The organism is Roseobacter sinensis (genome assembly GCF_025755255.1).
Taxonomy (GTDB): domain Bacteria; phylum Pseudomonadota; class Alphaproteobacteria; order Rhodobacterales; family Rhodobacteraceae; genus Roseobacter; species Roseobacter sinensis.
This window is the reverse complement of the sequence record NZ_JALIEB010000005.1, coordinates 174,082-190,113: the sequence shown is the minus strand read 5'-3', so window position 1 is coordinate 190,113 and position 16,032 is coordinate 174,082. Positions and strand designations below refer to the sequence as shown.

Genomic DNA, 16,032 nt, shown 5'->3' with positions numbered 1-16,032 from the left:
CGTGGATATCATTCGCTTTGCAATCGACCGACCCGTCGCCGTCATGGCCGCGGTTGTCATGGCCGTTCTATTCGGCGTCATCGCCGTCACCCGCATCCCCATTCAGCTTGCACCCGATGTGCGCAAACCCATCGTGGTGATCACCACCAACTGGCCCGGGGCCGCGCCCTCCGAGATCGAGCGCGAGATCATCAACCCGCAGGAAGAGGCGCTGCGCGGGCTCGAAGGGCTCGACGTGATGACGTCGCGCGCGCAGACCGGCGAGGCCGAGGTCACGCTGGAGTTCGGCATTGGCACCGATATGAGCCAGTCGCTGCTGCTGGTCTCGAACCGGCTTGACCGGGTGGGCGACTACCCGGATGAGGCGGGCGAGCCGTCGCTCGATACCTCCGGATCGGACGACAGCCCCATCGCCTGGGTGCTGCTGACCGCGCAGGAGGGCAACACCCGCGCCATGCCCACCTACGGCGATTTCGTCGAGGACGTGATCCAGGACCGCATCGAGCGCATCGAAGGCGTCTCGGCGGTCAATGTCTTCGGCGGTGTCACGCAGGAACTGCAGGTGGTGGTCGACCCGAGACAACTTGCGCGCTTCGATCTCACGGTTCCCGATGTTGTGCGCATCTTGCGCAACGAGAACATCTCGCTCTCCGCCGGCGATGTGGAAGAGGGCAAGCGCCGATACGTCGTGCGCGCCGAGGGCAATCTCAACACCGTTGCCGCCATTGAGGAGGTGGTGCTGCGCTCCGAGATCGGCACAGGCGGCTCGGGACGGGTGCGCGTGGGCGATGTCGCGGAGGTCAGCTTCTCCTTCCAAGAGCCGCGCGCGCGCCTGCGGTTCCGCGGCGAACCGGGGCTTGCGTTCAACATCGTGCGCGAGCCTGGCGCCAACGTCATCGAGACCATGGACGCGGTGCGCGCTGTGCTGACCCAGCTTGATGAGGGCCCAGTTGCCGAGGCGGGCCTGAAGATGCGGCAGGTTTATGACGAGACGGTCTACATCAACGGCGCCATCAGCCTGGTGACCCAGAACATCTGGATCGGTGGCGTGCTCGCGGCCATCGTACTGATGGCGTTTCTGCGCAGTCTGAGGGCGACCGTGGTCGTCAGCCTGGCCATCCCCGTCAGTATCGTCGCCACCTTCGTGGCCATGGCCGCAACCGGGCGCACGCTGAATGTGATCTCGCTTGCGGGCATCGCCTTTGCCGTTGGCATGATCGTCGATGCCGCCATCGTTGTGCTGGAAAACATCTACCGATTGCGCGAACAGGGGCTGACGCGTCGCGAGGCGGCTTACAAAGGCGCCAAGCAGGTTTGGGGCGCGATCCTCGTTTCCGCCCTGACCACCGTGCTGGTCTTCATCCCGATCCTGATCATGCAATTGGAAGCGGGCCAGCTCTTCCGCGATATCGCCGTGGCAATCTCCGTTTCCGTGCTGCTGTCGCTTGTCGTTGCTGTCACGGTGATCCCCGCGCTGGCCAGCCGGCTGCTGAAGCAGGGCCAGCAGGTGACGATGCGCATCTGGGGGCTGGACCATCTCGCACGCGGGTTTCACGGGCTGGTCATGCGCTACGTGCGCATGACCGTCCGCTTCCGCGCCATCGGCCTGATGATGGTTGCCGCCATCGCAGGCGGGGCCGCCATCGCCAGCGTCTTGTTCCTGCCGCGCCTCGAGTACCTGCCGGAAGGCAACCGCAATCTCGTCTTCGGGCTGATCATCCCACCGCCTGGCTACAATCTCGATACCACCGAGACCATCGCACAGCGCATCGAGAATGTCGCACGCCCGCTCTGGGAAGCAGCCCCCGAGCCGGCGATGGAGGACGGCACGCCGACCATCGAGAACTTCTTCTTCGTGGCGCTGACAGGCACCAGCTTCGTGGGTGCTGCCGCCGTGGATGGCACCCGCGCGGGCGAGCTCATTCCCGTGCTCTCCGGCCCCATCTTCGCCGAGCCTGGCACCTTCGGCTTCATGACGCAACCCTCCCTCTTCGGGCGCGGTGTGGGCGGTGGGCGCACGATCGAGCTCAATATCTCGGGCCAGGATCTCGATGACATCCTCTCCGTGGCTGGCCAGGCCGCCGGCACGATTTCCGGCCTGCTGCCGCGCTCGGAAGGGCACCAATTCCGGCCCATCCCTGGCCTCGAGCTGGGTGCGCCGGAAGTGCGTTTGGTCCCCGACCGGCTGCGGCTGGCCGATGCGGGGCTCACGGCCTCCGATCTGGCAGTGACAGTGGACGCCTTCAACGACGGGCTGCGCATCGCCGAGATCACCGTAGGCGCCGAACGTCTGAACCTGATGCTCAAGGGCGATCCGGGGCTGCAGCTGGCGCAGCGCACGCAGGATATCGGCAACTACCCCGTGGTCACCCCCTCGGGCCAGATCGTCCCTGTCACGGCACTCGCCGATGTGATTGTCACCGCCGGGCCGACCGAGATCCGTCACCGCGACCGGCTGCGGACCGTCACGCTGGAGGTCCGTCCGTCCGACGCGCTGCCACTGGAAGCAGCCGTGGAGCTCTTGCAGACCGAAGTGGTCGATGTGCTCGAAGAACAGGGCCTGCCGAATGGTATCCGCATGAGCGTCTCCGGCACGGCAGACCAGCTCAGCCAGACCTGGGACGCGATCCAGATCAACCTCGCCGTGGCGCTGATAATCGTGTTCCTGGTGATGGCGATCCTCTTCGAGAGCTTCGTGCTGCCGCTGGTGATTTTGATTTCGGTCCCGGTCGCTGCGGCCGGCGGTGTGGGCGGGCTCGCACTCTTGAACACCTACCAGACCCAGCCGCTGGATATGCTCACCTTGCTTGGCTTCATCATCCTCGTGGGCATCGTGGTGAACAACGCAATCCTGATCGTGCACCAGACGCTCTATCATCTACGCGAGGAAGGCATGGCCCCCATCGCCGCCATCGAGGAGGCGACAAGCAACCGGATCCGGCCGATCTTCATGTCGACGTTGACGTCCGTCTTCGGGATGCTGCCACTGGTACTGATCCCCGGTGAGGGTTCCGAGCTCTATCGCGGCTTGGGCGCCGTGGTTGTCGGCGGGCTATCGATGTCAGCCTTTCTGACGCTTCTCACGGTGCCACCGCTGTTGCGGCTCTGCGTGCGAGCGCCGCGCACCGACGAGGACGCCGCGCTCAGCAAGAGCCCGGCGGAGTAACGCTACCTCCGCCAGTGAAACGGTACGATGATCAGTGCGCCGACTGAAGCGACGATGGCGTTCACGCCTGGGCTGCGGAAGCCGATGCCGAACATGAGCGTGATGAAGTAGAAGACGAAGGCACCGCCGACGCAGATCACGATGCTCTGCAGCACGCCGTTGTGCGTGAAGCCGGTCTTCTCGCAGAGATAGCCGACGATGCCCGCAATCACCACGGTGCCGATGATCGTTGGAAACATGGGGCGTGCTCCTCTACAACTGCTTGCCCGCGGGCATGGGCCAGCCGCGCAGGAAATCTTCGGCATCCTGCACCCCTTTGCCCGCGCGCTGCAAGCGGAGGAGTTCGACCGCCCCCTCACCACAGGCCACGCGCAGCGGATCGGTCAAGACGGTGCCCGCAGGCGCCTCACCTTCGGCAAGGCGGGAGGCCAGCAGCTTGATGCGCGTCTCGCCATCCAGTGTCCAGGCGCCCGGAAAGGGCGAGAGCCCGCGGATCAGGCGGTCCACGTCCTGAGCGCGGCGGTGCCAGTCCACGCGGGCCTCCGCCTTCTCGATCTTGTCCGCGTAGGTCACGCCGTCGTCGGGTTGCGGCTCGGGCACGAGCTCGTTGATCTGCGAGAGCGCGTCGACGATCAGACCAGCCCCGAGGGCGCTCAGCCGGTCGTGCAACTCTGCGGTGGTTTCCTCCGGCCCGATGTCGACGGCAGCGCGCAGCACCACCGGACCGGTGTCGAGACCCGCCTCCATCTGCATGATGCAGACACCGGTCTGCGCATCGCCCGCCAGGATGGCCCGGTGGATCGGGGCCGCACCGCGCCAGCGCGGCAAGAGGCTCGCATGGATGTTGAGGCAGCCATGCGCGGGGGCTTCAAGGATCGCGCGCGGCAGGATCAGCCCGTAGGCGACGACCACCGCAACATCGGCGTTGACCGCCCGAAAGGCAGCCTGCGCGTCAGGATCTCTCAGGTTCGTGGGCGTACGCACCGGCAGGTCCAGCTCCAACGCGCGCTGGTGGACGGGGCTCGGCCGTTCCTGCTTGCCACGTCCGGCCGGGCGCGGCGGCTGGCAATAGACACAGGCGATCTCATGCCCCGCCGCCACCAGGGCGTCCAGCACCGGAACCGAAAATGCCGGCGTTCCCATGAAGATCACGCGCATATCGTTACTCCTTACCCGGGGTGGCCTGAAAGCCCACCCCACCTGCCAGCCCAGAGGTCAGCCACCGGCAGGTGAGGTGGGCTTTCAGGCCACCTTACCGCTGCAGCTTGCGGGCCTTGCGCAGCAGCATGTCGCGTTTCACCTTGCTCAGCCGGTCGAAATACATCCGTCCCTGAAGATGGTCTATCTGGTGCTGCACGCTGGTCGCCTCCAAACCGGCGAAATCGCGCCGCACGTACATCCCCGTCTCATCCATATAGCGCACCGCCACGCCACGTGGGCGAGACACTTTGGCCGAGACACCCGGCAGATTGGGGCTCGCTTCGTCATGCACGTTCATGACGGCCGAGGTATCGAGGATCTCGGGGTTGGCCAGACGGATCCGCCGGTTGCGCGCGTCGGAGGCATCCACCACGGCCACCTGCAGCATCACTCCGATCTGAGGTGCGGCCAGGCCGACCCCCGGCATCGCGTCCATCGTCTCGATCATCTCCTCCCAGAGGGTACGGATCTCATCGGTGATTTCATCGACCGGATCGGCCGTGGCGCGCAACCGCGCGTCCGGCCATTGCAGCAAAGCGCGCCTGCTCACGTGCGCGCCAGCTCGCGCTTCATCTTGACCATCTTGCGGGTGATCATCTGGCGCTTGAGCGGCTTCAGATAGTCGATGAAGAGCTTGCCCTCCAGATGGTCGATCTCATGCTGCGCGCAGGTGGCCCAGAGCCCGGTGAACACCTCCTGCTGCGCCTTGCCCTCGCGATCGATCCAGCGCACCTCGACCTCCGCAGGACGCGTCACATCGGCGAACTGCTCGGGCAACGAGAGACACCCCTCTTCGTAGACATTTGTCTCGTCCGAAGACGACACGATCTCGGGGTTGAACATGATCAGCGGGCGGGGTGCTTCATTCTCGCCCTTCACGCAATCCATCACCACGAGGCGCTGCAAGATCCCGACCTGGGGTGCGGCCAGCCCGACGCCGGGCGCGTCATACATGGTCTCCAGCATGTCATCGGCCAAAGCGCGCAGATCGTCACTCAGATCTGGGACCGGCGCGGACACCTTCTTGAGGCGCGGATCGGGATGCAGCAGAATCTTTCTCTTCATGCAACGGATGTATGTCAGCCGGACAGCGTCTGCAACTCGACCGGGCTTGCAGCGCCGGAGATTCCCGCTAGCTTGCGCGCCAGAAGCAGGAGAGCCCGATGAGCCTAGACACCCCCTTCGATACCCGCTTTGACACGCTGATCGACCGCTGCGGCACCGATTGCGCCAAGTGGGACAGCATGCAGAGCCTTTACGGCGTGTCGCCGGACACCGGCCTGTCGATGTGGGTGGCCGATATGGACTTTCACCCGCCAGACTGCGTGCAGCAGGCTCTGCAAGGCATGATCGACCACGGGGTCTATGGCTACTACGGCGACGAAGGCAGCTATCGTGATGCGATCCAGTGGTGGATGCAGACGCGGCACGGCTGGCACATCGAGAAGGAGTGGATCTTCAACACCCACGGGCTGGTGAACGGCACCGGGCTCTGCATCGACGCCTTCACCGAGCCCGGTGACGGGGTGATCCTCTTCACGCCCGTCTATCACGCCTTTGCCCGCGTCATCAAAGCCGCGGAGCGTGAGGTCGTCGAATGCAAGCTGGTCAACGCAGACGGGCGCTACGAAATGGACTTCGATTCCTACGATGCGCAGATGACCGGCGCAGAGAAGATGATCATTCTCTGCTCGCCGCACAATCCGGGCGGCCGGGTCTGGAGCCGGAGCGAGTTGGACGCGCTTGCAGCCTTTGCGCGCCGCCACGACCTGATCCTCGTCTCGGACGAGATCCACCACGATCTGGTCATGCCGGGCCACAGCCATATCCCGGCCGCACTGATCGAGGGGATCACCGACCGGCTGATCATGATGACCGCCACCAGCAAGACGTTCAATCTGGCAGGCCATCACACGGGCAACGTCATCATCGAAGACCCGGACCTGCGCGCGCAGTTTGGGCGCCGCATGGCGGGCCTGGGTCTGTCGGCCAACTCCTTCGGACTGGTCATGGCGCGCGCCGCCTACAGCCCCGAGGGGGCCGCCTGGGTGGATGATCTGGTCGCCTATATCGACGGCAACCGCCAACTCTTCGACGCCGAGGTCAATGCCATCCCCGGTCTGCGGTCGATGGCACTGGAAAGCACCTATCTCGCCTGGGTGGATTTTTCGGGCACCGGCATGGAGCAAGCCGAAGTGATCCGGCGCATTCAGGAGGGCGCCGAGATCGCCGCCAATCACGGCACCAGTTTCGGCAGCGGCGGCGAGAGCTTCATGCGTTTCAACATCGGCACCCAGCGCGCACGCGTGAAGGACGCCTGTGCGCGGCTCGCCCGCGCCTTCGGAGATCTGCAGTAATCCGCGTCAGCCCCGTCCGGAAAATCTGAAGCACACTGTCGCACCCAGCTCCGGGCCGACCCGCCCTGGGACGAGGCGGGGCATCCGATCCCGAGCGGGCGTGGCTGGGATGCTCTAGGTGCCGTGCTCGCGCGTGTCTTCGATCAGCCCTGCCGGCGTGTCGTCAGGTATCTCGAAATCGACCGCCGGCTTTTCCGACACGGCCGTGGCACGTTTGAACTCGTAGCGTCGCTCGCCATCCTCGTCATCGCTGGTGACGATCAGGCACTGAAACAGATGGATACTTCCATCGTAAAGATCCACCAGACCGCGCAGAGGGGGCGCTTCGCTTTCCAGCACAAACCCCGTCTTCCACATGCGCAAAACCGGGTGGATCGCACCGTCTGCAGAGACCCGCAACCGCGCTGACTTCTTCAACGCGTCCAGTCGGGCTTGATCCAGACCTGCTTGAATCTCTTTGGAAAAAATCGCTTCCATATCGTTACAACCTTACAGCACCCCCTGCTCCTAGATGATGCCCGCAGTCCTTAAAAATCAAGTTAAGTTTTTATGGCACAGCACCGACCTTGTGCGGCAGCGCAGAGGGGCTGCGCATCTGCCGGGCTGGTACGGCGTGCGTCGGACCCGTAGGTTTCGGCCAAGCAATGAAGGAGAATGCGGGTGGGCTTACTCGTAGACGGCGTCTGGCGTGACAAGTGGTATGACACGGCATCGACAGGTGGAAAATTCAAGCGCTCGGAGGCGAAATTCCGCAACTGGATCACGGCAAACGGTGCCGCTGGCCCCTCGGGCATCGGCGGGTTCACACCCGATTCGGGGCGCTATCACCTCTATGTCAGCCATGCCTGCCCCTGGGCACACCGTACGTTGATCTTCCGGCATCTCAAGGAACTGACCGATCATATCTCGGTCTCCGTCGTGCATCCCGACATGCTGGGCGACGGCTGGACATTCGAAACCGATGATCACGGCGCCACCGGAGATAAGCTCTATGGACTGCCGTTCGCCCGGGATATCTACCTCAAGGCCGACCCGCAGATCTCCGGTCGCGTGACCGTGCCCATCCTCTGGGACAAGGAGCGCGAAACCATCGTGAGCAACGAAAGCTCCGAGATCATCCGCATGTTCAACTCCGCCTTCGACGGGCTCACCGGCAACACCGATGACTACTGGCCGGAAGAGTTGCGCGACGCCATCGCACCGGTGAACGACCGTATTTATGACACCGTGAACAACGGCGTCTACAAAGCCGGCTTCGCCACCACCCAAGAGGCATATGACGCGGCTATCACCCCGCTGTTCGAAACACTTGACTGGCTCGAGGGCCGGCTCGCCGGCAACCGCTATCTCATGGGTGACCGGCTCACCGAAGCTGACTGGCGTCTCTTTACCACGCTGGTCCGCTTCGATCCGGTCTATCACGGGCATTTCAAATGCAACCGCAAGCGCCTTGTCGACCACCCGCATCTTTGGGCTTATACGCGCGAACTATATCAGACCCCCGGCGTGGCCGAGACCGTCAACTTCGCGCATATCATCCGCCACTATCACTACAGTCACGAAACGATTAACCCGCACCGCATCGTCCCCATCGGGCCGGACCTCGATTTCACCGAACCGCATGGGCGCGGCTAGCGTGCGCCAGCGCCTCAGGCCGCGCCGGACTGCTGCGTCGGCGCACCGTAGTGTTCGACCATCGCCGCGAGGTCTTCGGGCGGGGTTGCGCTTTGCACGAAGGCACAGGCGTTTGTGGCATGCGAGAAGATCGAGCCATCCGAAAAGAAGGACGTATTGGTGACGAAGATCACCTTCGCCTCGGGTTGGCGATAACTCGCATAATCCGCTACGGCGAGTGCGGACCCATCCGTGAGAACGAGATCCATGATGATGATGTCCGTGCCATGGGTGCTGAGATGGCGAATGGCCTCGGTTTGGCCAAGCGCAAGCGACACGCTCATGCCCATGCGCTCCAAATGCTTCTGCCAGATTTGAGCCAGATCGTTTTGGCTCTCGACAATCAGAACCTTCATCTGTCCTCCATCCCGGATGATCCGGAATTGTTGCACTCTGTAACATCTTGGTCTGCCTCAAAGGTTAACAAACGATTAAGCAATCCACGACAACTTTATGATTTGCGGTCAGACTTGATTAACCGGCTGATTTCCGCTTTCTGCGAGGGGCAAAACTGCGGTTTTGCGCCACGTTCCTTGGGTTTGGGGCTGATTGTTGACGAAATGTAAACGCGACCATGGCGGCGGCCTCGATGCTGCAATCGCTCGGTTCGGGGGAAAACGAATCGGCTGGATCGACCTGTCGACAGGTATCAATCCGCATCCCTACCCGGTTCCTGTGTTACCGGCCGACGCCTGGACGGCCCTGCCCGATCGCGCCGCTGAAGCGGCTCTGATCGATGCCGCCCGAGCATTCTGGGGCGTCCCCGACACCGCTGATCTGCTCGCTGCGCCCGGTGCCTCGGCACTCATCGCGCGGGTCCCGCAGCTGCGGCCTCCGGCCACGGTCTGCATTCCGGGGCCCACCTACAACGAGCACGCGGCCGCCTTCGCCGCCCATGGCTGGCGACAGGTGGAGGATACGCCTGCCGCTGCGCGGGTGGTGGTGCATCCGAACAACCCCGATGGCAAGCTTATGACGGCGGAGACGCTGCCCTCGCCCGATGCAGACCTCACCCTGATCGACGAAAGCTTTTGCGACGTCGCGCCGACCTGTTCGCTGATGACGCTCGCCACACAGCCTGGCATCCTGATCCTGAAGAGCTTTGGCAAATTCTGGGGCCTCGCGGGGATGCGTCTCGGCTTTGTCGCAGGCGACCCGGGCCTCATCGACATGCTGCGCGAAGCCTTGGGCCCCTGGCCCGTTTCCGGACCGGCATTGCACATCGGCACTGCCGCCCTCACCGATGTGGACTGGGCGCGAGAGACCCGCGCCCGGCTCGCCGAGGATGCGGCGCGTCTTGATGCGCTGATGCAGATCGCCGGCGCCCGAGTCCGTGGCGGCACCACGCTCTTTCGGCTCTACGAGGTCGAGGATGCCGCCATCTGGCAGGAGCGGCTCGCCACCCATCGGATCTGGAGCCGGATCTTCCCCTACAATCCACGTTGGCTGCGCCTCGGCCTGCCGCATAGCTTACACTGGCCGCGCCTCGAGGCCGCACTGGCATGACGACAGCCGCACTGCTGATCGGCGCCCTGCTGCTCGACGCCGTCCTGGGCGAGCCGCGCTGGCTGTGGGATCGGGTGCCGCACCCGGCCGTGCTGATGGGTCGCCTCGTGGGCGGCCTCGAGCGCCTGCTCAACGCAGGCGCCGCCCGGCGCGCTAAGGGCGCGCTTTGTGCCGTCCTGCTCGTCCTCACCGGCCTCCTGATCGGCACTGCTCTGAGCTGGCTGGGGCCGCTCGCAGAAGTTCTGGCCACCGCTGTGCTGCTGGCGCAGCGCTCTCTGGTCGAACATGTGGCCGAGGTCGCGGATGGGTTGCGCGTCTCACTCCCCGAAGGCCGCCGCGCCGTGGCCCGGATCGTCAGCCGGGACACCGCCGCCATGGATGAGAGCCAGACCGCCCGAGCCGCCATCGAAAGTGCTGCGGAAAACCTCTCCGATGGGGTCATCGCGCCTGCCTTCTGGTTCTTGCTCGCTGGGCTGCCAGGCGTGATCACCTACAAGCTCATCAACACCGGCGACAGCATGATCGGCTACCGCACGCCACGCCACGAGGATTTCGGTTGGGCGGTTGCACGGCTGGACGATCTTCTGAACCTCATTCCGGCCCGGTTGACGGCCGGGCTCATCGCCCTGACGGGTCGTGCGACTGAGGCCCGCGGCATCAGGTCCGACGCGCGCCGGCACCGCTCGCCCAATGCCGGGTGGCCCGAAGCGGCGATGGCGCGTGCGCTCGGCATCGCACTGGCCGGACCACGTGCCTATGACGGCACGCTGCGCGATTTCCCCTTTGTTAACGCGACCGGCCGTAAACTGCTGACGCCTGTGGACATCGACGCAAGTATCGCGATGCTGTGGCGCGCATGGGCGCTGTTCGTCGCGCTCTGCGTCGTTGTTCTTGTGTTGCAACTCGTTGGAGACCTCTGATGCGCCTACCCCTGATCGCTGCTCTTGCCGTCCTCCTGCCCGGCCTCGCGCAGGCCTGCGGTGGGTCGTTCTCCGGTTTCGTCAACGATCTTAAGGCAGAGGCGGTCCAAAAAGGCCATGCGCGCGCCGCGGTGGAGCAATTCTTCTCCGGCGTGCGTCAGGATCCCGCGGTACTGAAGGCCGACCGGGCGCAGGGCGTCTTTCAGCGCCCGTTCCTCGATTTCTCTCAGCGCCTCATCTCGGCGGATCGCTTGCGGCGCGGCCAGAGCAACGCGCAGAAATACGACGCAGTCTTCGACCGGATCGAGCAAACCTATGGCGTGAGCCGCGGTGTCCTTCTTGCCTTTTGGGCCTTTGAGACCGATTACGGCGGGTTTCAGGGCGATTTCAACACTGTCAACGCGCTGGTGACCCTGTCGCATGATTGCCGGCGCCCGCACCTTTTCCGCCCGCAGGTCTTCGCGGCGTTGGAGCTCTTTGAACAGGGCGCGCTCGATCCGCGCAGGACGACCGGCGCCTGGGCCGGGGAGATCGGCATGGTGCAGATGCTGCCTCGCGACATTATCGAAAACGGGGTCGATGGCGACGGCGACGGTAAGGTTTCGTTAAAGACCTCGGCAGTCGATGCGCTGATGTCCGGCGGCAAGATGCTGCAAAGCCTGGGCTGGCGCGCCGGTGAGCCCTGGCTGCAGGAAGTCACGGTACCCGCTGACATGGACTGGTCGCAAAGCGGTCTGCGAACGCAGAAGTCCGCCGCAGAATGGGAAGCGCTCGGTGTGCGTGCGCGCAATGGCAGCCTCGCGCGCGGTCTGCCCGCCTCGCTCCTGCTGCCGCAGGGACACAAAGGCCCGGCCTTCTTGGCCTATCCAAATTTCCGCGTCTATTTCGAATGGAATCAAAGCTTTACCTATGTTCTGACGGCCGCCTACTTCGGCACGCGGCTCGAGGGCGCACCGGTCTACGACGCCGGCAATCCCGATCCGGGGCTCAGCGGTGCACAGATCAAGGAGCTTCAGCGCAAACTTCAGGCACGTGGCCATGACGTAGGCAAAGTCGATGGGATCCTCGGGGCTCGCAGCCGCGCCGCGGTACAGGCCGAGCAGAAACGCCTCGGCCTGCCCGCTGACGCCTGGCCCACGCCGGCGCTGCTGTCACGGCTTTGACGGTCGTCGCGTTTACCTTTCTTTACCGGCGGGCATCTAATCTTCCCAGTGCAACATTCATTCAGGTTTGCCACTCTACGACCCTGCGCGCTGCGTGCCGCAGGGTCTTTTCTTTCCGGGCACTGCTAGTCTGAAGCAGACGGACGGATCGGAAAGCGCTCGCCCTTCTCCGTCAGCATCACGATGCGGCTGCCGCTTTCGACATAGCGATCGCAGCGGCTGAACCCGTTGCGATAGTCGATGCACACCGTGCCATCCACCTCGACCCGGTAGCGCCCAAAGGCGGATTGGCCGCTCGCATATGTATAGGAATAGGCGCCACCGGCTGAGAATTTGGACCGCCCATCGTCATAGAACACCAGTGTCTGCCCCTCGGTGAGCTGGGCCACCTCGTCCCGCGTCAGAAGCCGATCATCCGCACGCAACGCCCAGTCTTGGGCCACCGCAACGGTAGGCAACGACCAGAGCACCGCGAGACAGAAAATCCGAACCATAGGGCCACCCTAACGGCTCGCATCCCGCAGCCAAGACACGTTCCAGTGACCGCGCCCCATTCATCACGGTTGCAGGCCATCGCCCGGCCTCGTGTCACGCCACCAGCGTCTCGGCCTTCTTCAGATCGACCGAGACCAGCTGGCTCACCCCCTGCTCCGCCATCGTCACGCCGAAGAGACGGTCCATCCGCGCCATGGTCACCGCATGGTGCGTGATGATCAGGAACCGTGTTTCGGTCTGGCGGCACATCTCGTCGAGCAGATCGCAGAAGCGCGTCACATTGGCGTCGTCCAGCGGCGCATCGACCTCGTCGAGCACGCAGATCGGTGCCGGATTGGCGAGGAACACGGCAAAGATCAAGGCCATCGCGGTCAGCGTTTGTTCACCGCCCGACAGCAGGCTCAGCGTCGACAGCTTCTTGCCTGGCGGCTGGCACATGATCTCCAGCCCCGCTTCAAGCGGATCATCGCTCTCCACCATGACCAGATTGGCCTCACCACCGCCGAAGAGATGGGTGAACAGCATCGAGAAGTTTGCGTTCACCTGCTCGAAAGCCGTGAGCAGGCGCTCGCGGCCTTCCTTGTTGAGGCTTGCGATGCCGCCGCGCAGGGTCTTGATCGCCTCTTCCAGATCCGCTTTCTCGCGCGTCAGCGTGTCATGCTCGGTCTGCACTTCGGCGGCGTCTTCCTCGGCGCGCAGGTTGACCGCGCCCAGAGCATCACGCTGGCGCTTGAGCCGGTTCACGTCCGCCTCCAGCGCGTCCGCCTTCGGCATATCGTCCGGCGTGACCTCGAGTTGACCCAGAAGCTGGCTGGGCGTGACCTGCGCCTCATCCGCGATCCGTTCCGCGGCTTGGGCCACCGTCTCGCGCGCGGCGTCGCTGCGCGCCTCGGCTCCGGCACGCGCTTCCCGTGCCTCTGATGCCACGCGCTCGGCTTCGCGCTCGGCTTGTGCCGCATTGCGCAGGGCAGCCTCCGCCTCGGAAAGCGCATCTGCACTTTGGGCCTTGCGCACCTCGGCCACCGAGATCGCATCGCTCATCTCGGCCCGCTTCGCCGCAATCTCCGCAGGCGCTGCCTGGGCCAGATCCAGCTCTTCCTCCGCCGAGGTCTTGCGGGCGACCAGCTCGGCAGAGCGCTTCTCGGCCGTTTCCAACCGTTGCCGCCAGCCGCTGATTTCCTTGATCACCTCCTGCGCGCGTCTGGTCCGTGCTTCGCCCTCGCGGCGCAATTCATCATGCGCGGAGCGGCGCGACATCATCGTGATCCGGGCGGCTTCCACAGCCATGCGGACCTGCTCGACCAGGGCGCGTGCCTCGTCCAGATCGCCCAGCTCTTCAAGCGCGCGCTCGGCCTCTTTCAGGCGCGTGCGCGCGCCCATCGCCTCCTCTTCGTGCCGCGCCACCGCGAGCCCGAGGGATTCCAGCCGGCCTTCCGCGAGGTTCCGGTCCGCCTCGGCGCGGCTCAATTGCCGGCCCGCCTCGGCCATCAGCTTGTCCGCGGCCCGCCGTGCCTCGCGGGCCGTCTTGTCGGCACGGGTCAGGTCTTCGAGCTGCGCGCCCAGTCGCACATGCGCCGCCCGCGCGCCGTCTGCGCGCTGCGTCGCGGCCTCGAGCCCTTGTTTCAACTCCTCGAGGCGGTTCAACTGCTGCAACCGCAGCGCCGCCGCGGATGGCGCATCCTCGGCCCAGGCGCGAAACCCGTCCCAGCGCCAAAGGTCACCCTCGGCCGAGACCAGCCGCTGCCCGGGCTTCAGCGCCGCTTGGAGCCGCGGCCCGTCATCGGGTTCGACCAGCCCGATCTGGCTGATCCGGCGCGCCAGAACCTCCGGCACCTCGACAAAGAGCGACAGCGGCTTTGCACCCTCGGGCAACGGCTGATGCGCCGTATAGGCGGGCAGAACAGCCCAGCCCGACGGCCCGTCGGCCGCCACCTCGGGCGCGCGCAGGTCATCTGCGAGCGCCGCTCCGAGGGCCTTCTCGTAGCCCGATGTCACATGCAGCCGGTCGAGCACCTGCCCGCCTTCCGCCGTATCGCGATCGACCAGCTTTGCCAAAGCTCCGGCTTCGGCCCGCAGCGCATTCATCTCACCCTCGGCCTCGGAGCGTTGCGCGCGCGCTTCAGCCTCTCTGGCCTGTGTCTCGGCGCGGGCTTCTTCCGCTGCGATGAGGGCTGCATCGGCGGCTTTGGATGTGGTCACGGCCTCTTTCTCGGCCGCCTCCGCGGCAGTGAAGTCGGCCCGCGCCTTGGCCAGCGCCGCCTCGCTCGCGGCCACCGCTTCGCGCGCCCGCGCGGCCTCGGCTTCGGATTTGTCCTGGGTCGTCCGGCTGTCCTCCAACAACCGCTGCGCCGAAGCGTGGCGCGCCGACAGCCGGGCCATGTCCTCGGTCTGGGTCGACATGTCCTCCTCGCGCGCCTGAAGCACTGCCGCTGCCTCGCGCGCAGCCTCGGCCGCCTCGGCGAGCAGCGCCTCGTGCCCCTCGGACGCCTTGGCCAGCTCGGCCGCTTCCCACTCGAGCCGCTCAATCGTGTCGCCGGCATCGCGGTTCAGCCCGCCCTCGCGCGCGATGTCATGGCCCAGCTGCGCAATCCGCCCGGTCAGTGTTTCAATGAGGGCCAGCGCCCGCGTCTCCTGATCGTTAAGCGTGTCGCGCTCCACCGTCAGCCGCTGCAAAACCGCTGCGGCAATCGACTCTTCTTCGCGCAGGTGCGGCAGCGCCGCCTCCGCCGTTTCGCGGGCCTTCGCTGCCTGCCGAACCGCTGCTTCGGCCTGAGCCGCCTCTGTCACCCGACCGCGCAGCGCCTGTTCGGCCAACTCCCGCGCCTCATCCGCCTCGCGCCAGCGGCGATACAGCAGCATGCCCTCGGCACGCCGCAGCGCCGTACCGATCTCGCGATACCGTGCCGCTTGCCGCGCCTGCCGCGCCAGTTGACCGAGCTGGTTGGCAAGTTGCTCGATCACATCGTCGACGCGCGCGAGGTTGGTCTCGGCCCCCTTGAGCTTGAGCTCCGCCTCATGCCGGCGCTGGTAGAGCCCGCTGATGCCCGCGGCCTCCTCCAGGATCCGGCGACGACTTTTGGGCTTGGCGTTGATCAGCTCCGCAATCTGCCCCTGCCGGACAAGGGCGGGGCTGTGTGCGCCGGTCGAGGCGTCCGCAAAGAGCATCTGCACATCGCGCGCCCGGACGTCCTTGGCTCCGACCTTGTAGGCGCTGCCCACGTCGCGGGTGATGCGCCGCACGATTTCCAGCTGATCGTGATCGTTGAACCCCGCGGGCGCTAGCCTCTCGGCATTGTCGATATGCAAGGCCACTTCGGCAAAATTGCGCGCCGGCCGGGTCGCGGCCCCAGCGAAGATCACATCTTCCATACCGCCGCCGCGCATGGCCGTGGGCCGGTTTTCCCCCATCACCCAGCGCAGAGCCTCGAGCAGGTTGGATTTGCCGCAGCCATTCGGCCCGACCACACCCGTGAGACCGTCCGCGATGATCAGATCGGTTGGGTCCACGAAGCTCTTGAAGCCTGTCAGTCTGAGTTTGGAGAAGCGCAAAG

14 protein-coding genes are annotated in these 16,032 nt (G+C 65.1%); 6 read left to right on the top strand and 8 right to left on the bottom strand.

Annotated elements, in window-relative coordinates:
- Window position 1 precedes the first annotated feature (1 nt).
- Entirely contained in the window at window positions 2-3,166 is a 3,165-nt protein-coding gene (locus MUB52_RS10300; protein ID WP_263844130.1) for an efflux RND transporter permease subunit, read from the top strand.
- 2 nt (window positions 3,167-3,168) lie between these two features.
- Here MUB52_RS10300 and MUB52_RS10295 read toward each other — a convergent pair whose 3' ends face one another.
- From MUB52_RS10295 to def (MUB52_RS10280), 4 genes are all read right to left on the bottom strand, one after another.
- Window positions 3,169-3,405, bottom strand: a complete 237-nt coding sequence (locus MUB52_RS10295; RefSeq protein WP_263844129.1) for a hypothetical protein — start codon at window positions 3,403-3,405, stop codon at window positions 3,169-3,171.
- A gap of 13 nt (window positions 3,406-3,418) precedes the next feature.
- Window positions 3,419-4,324 (bottom strand): methionyl-tRNA formyltransferase, encoded by a 906-nt coding sequence (fmt, locus tag MUB52_RS10290; protein ID WP_263844128.1) that lies wholly within the window; start codon window positions 4,322-4,324, stop codon window positions 3,419-3,421.
- A gap of 94 nt (window positions 4,325-4,418) precedes the next feature.
- Entirely contained in the window at window positions 4,419-4,916 is a 498-nt protein-coding gene (def, locus tag MUB52_RS10285; RefSeq protein ID WP_263844127.1) for a peptide deformylase, read from the bottom strand.
- On the bottom strand, window positions 4,913-5,431 hold the full coding sequence (def, locus tag MUB52_RS10280; RefSeq protein ID WP_263844126.1) for a peptide deformylase: 519 nt from the start codon (window positions 5,429-5,431) through the stop codon (window positions 4,913-4,915). The genes def (MUB52_RS10285) and def (MUB52_RS10280) overlap by 4 nt, the downstream gene beginning before the upstream one ends.
- A 98-nt stretch (window positions 5,432-5,529) precedes the next feature.
- Between def (MUB52_RS10280) and MUB52_RS10275 the strand changes: the two genes are divergently transcribed.
- On the top strand, window positions 5,530-6,723 hold the full coding sequence (locus MUB52_RS10275) for a MalY/PatB family protein (protein WP_263844125.1): 1,194 nt from the start codon (window positions 5,530-5,532) through the stop codon (window positions 6,721-6,723).
- 114 nt (window positions 6,724-6,837) lie between these two features.
- Here MUB52_RS10275 and MUB52_RS10270 read toward each other — a convergent pair whose 3' ends face one another.
- Window positions 6,838-7,200 carry a hypothetical protein gene (locus tag MUB52_RS10270; RefSeq protein ID WP_263844124.1) on the bottom strand — a complete coding sequence of 121 codons (363 nt, stop codon included), beginning with the start codon at window positions 7,198-7,200 and terminating at the stop codon, window positions 6,838-6,840.
- A gap of 183 nt (window positions 7,201-7,383) precedes the next feature.
- Here MUB52_RS10270 and MUB52_RS10265 point away from each other — a divergent pair, with 183 nt between their 5' ends.
- Window positions 7,384-8,358, top strand: coding sequence for a glutathione S-transferase family protein (locus MUB52_RS10265; RefSeq protein WP_263844123.1), 975 nt, complete (start codon window positions 7,384-7,386; stop codon window positions 8,356-8,358).
- Between the two features lie 14 nt (window positions 8,359-8,372).
- On the opposite strand, the gene MUB52_RS10260 is transcribed toward MUB52_RS10265, so the two are convergent.
- On the bottom strand, window positions 8,373-8,753 hold the full coding sequence (locus MUB52_RS10260; RefSeq protein ID WP_263844122.1) for a response regulator: 381 nt from the start codon (window positions 8,751-8,753) through the stop codon (window positions 8,373-8,375).
- 196 nt (window positions 8,754-8,949) lie between these two features.
- Here MUB52_RS10260 and MUB52_RS10255 point away from each other — a divergent pair, with 196 nt between their 5' ends.
- The 3 genes from MUB52_RS10255 to MUB52_RS10245 are packed head-to-tail and all read left to right on the top strand — an operon-like array spanning window position 8,950 to window position 11,986.
- Window positions 8,950-9,903: a threonine-phosphate decarboxylase gene (locus MUB52_RS10255; RefSeq protein ID WP_263844121.1), complete on the top strand. Its 954-nt coding sequence runs from the start codon at window positions 8,950-8,952 to the stop codon at window positions 9,901-9,903.
- Entirely contained in the window at window positions 9,900-10,823 is a 924-nt protein-coding gene (cbiB, locus tag MUB52_RS10250) for an adenosylcobinamide-phosphate synthase CbiB (protein ID WP_263844120.1), read from the top strand. The genes MUB52_RS10255 and cbiB overlap by 4 nt, the downstream gene beginning before the upstream one ends.
- On the top strand, window positions 10,823-11,986 hold the full coding sequence (locus MUB52_RS10245; protein ID WP_263844119.1) for a lytic murein transglycosylase: 1,164 nt from the start codon (window positions 10,823-10,825) through the stop codon (window positions 11,984-11,986). Before cbiB ends, MUB52_RS10245 begins: the two co-directional genes overlap by 1 nt.
- 125 nt (window positions 11,987-12,111) lie before the next feature.
- Here the strand turns inward: MUB52_RS10245 and MUB52_RS10240 are convergent, their stop codons facing one another.
- Both MUB52_RS10240 and smc read right to left on the bottom strand, forming a co-directional pair.
- The gene (locus MUB52_RS10240; RefSeq protein WP_263844118.1) at window positions 12,112-12,480 is read right to left on the bottom strand and encodes a hypothetical protein; all 369 of its coding nucleotides are present in this window, start codon (window positions 12,478-12,480) and stop codon (window positions 12,112-12,114) included.
- Window positions 12,481-12,574: 94 nt separating this feature from the next.
- The gene (smc, locus tag MUB52_RS10235; protein ID WP_263844117.1) at window positions 12,575-16,030 is read right to left on the bottom strand and encodes a chromosome segregation protein SMC; all 3,456 of its coding nucleotides are present in this window, start codon (window positions 16,028-16,030) and stop codon (window positions 12,575-12,577) included.
- Window positions 16,031-16,032: the final 2 nt, after the last annotated feature.

What these genes read in the sequence shown, in the direction of transcription:
- MUB52_RS10295 (WP_263844129.1), bottom strand. Translation starts at nt 3,405, where the DNA reads ATGTTTCCAACGATCATCGGCACCGTGGTGATTGCGGGCATCGTCGGC.
- fmt (WP_263844128.1), bottom strand. Translation starts at nt 4,324, where the DNA reads ATGCGCGTGATCTTCATGGGAACGCCGGCATTTTCGGTTCCGGTGCTG.
- def (WP_263844126.1), bottom strand. Translation starts at nt 5,431, where the DNA reads ATGAAGAGAAAGATTCTGCTGCATCCCGATCCGCGCCTCAAGAAGGTG.
- MUB52_RS10275 (WP_263844125.1), top strand. Translation starts at nt 5,530, where the DNA reads ATGAGCCTAGACACCCCCTTCGATACCCGCTTTGACACGCTGATCGAC.
- MUB52_RS10270 (WP_263844124.1), bottom strand. Translation starts at nt 7,200, where the DNA reads ATGGAAGCGATTTTTTCCAAAGAGATTCAAGCAGGTCTGGATCAAGCC.
- MUB52_RS10260 (WP_263844122.1), bottom strand. Translation starts at nt 8,753, where the DNA reads ATGAAGGTTCTGATTGTCGAGAGCCAAAACGATCTGGCTCAAATCTGG.
- cbiB (WP_263844120.1), top strand. Translation starts at nt 9,900, where the DNA reads ATGACGACAGCCGCACTGCTGATCGGCGCCCTGCTGCTCGACGCCGTC.
- MUB52_RS10245 (WP_263844119.1), top strand. Translation starts at nt 10,823, where the DNA reads ATGCGCCTACCCCTGATCGCTGCTCTTGCCGTCCTCCTGCCCGGCCTC.
- MUB52_RS10240 (WP_263844118.1), bottom strand. Translation starts at nt 12,480, where the DNA reads ATGGTTCGGATTTTCTGTCTCGCGGTGCTCTGGTCGTTGCCTACCGTT.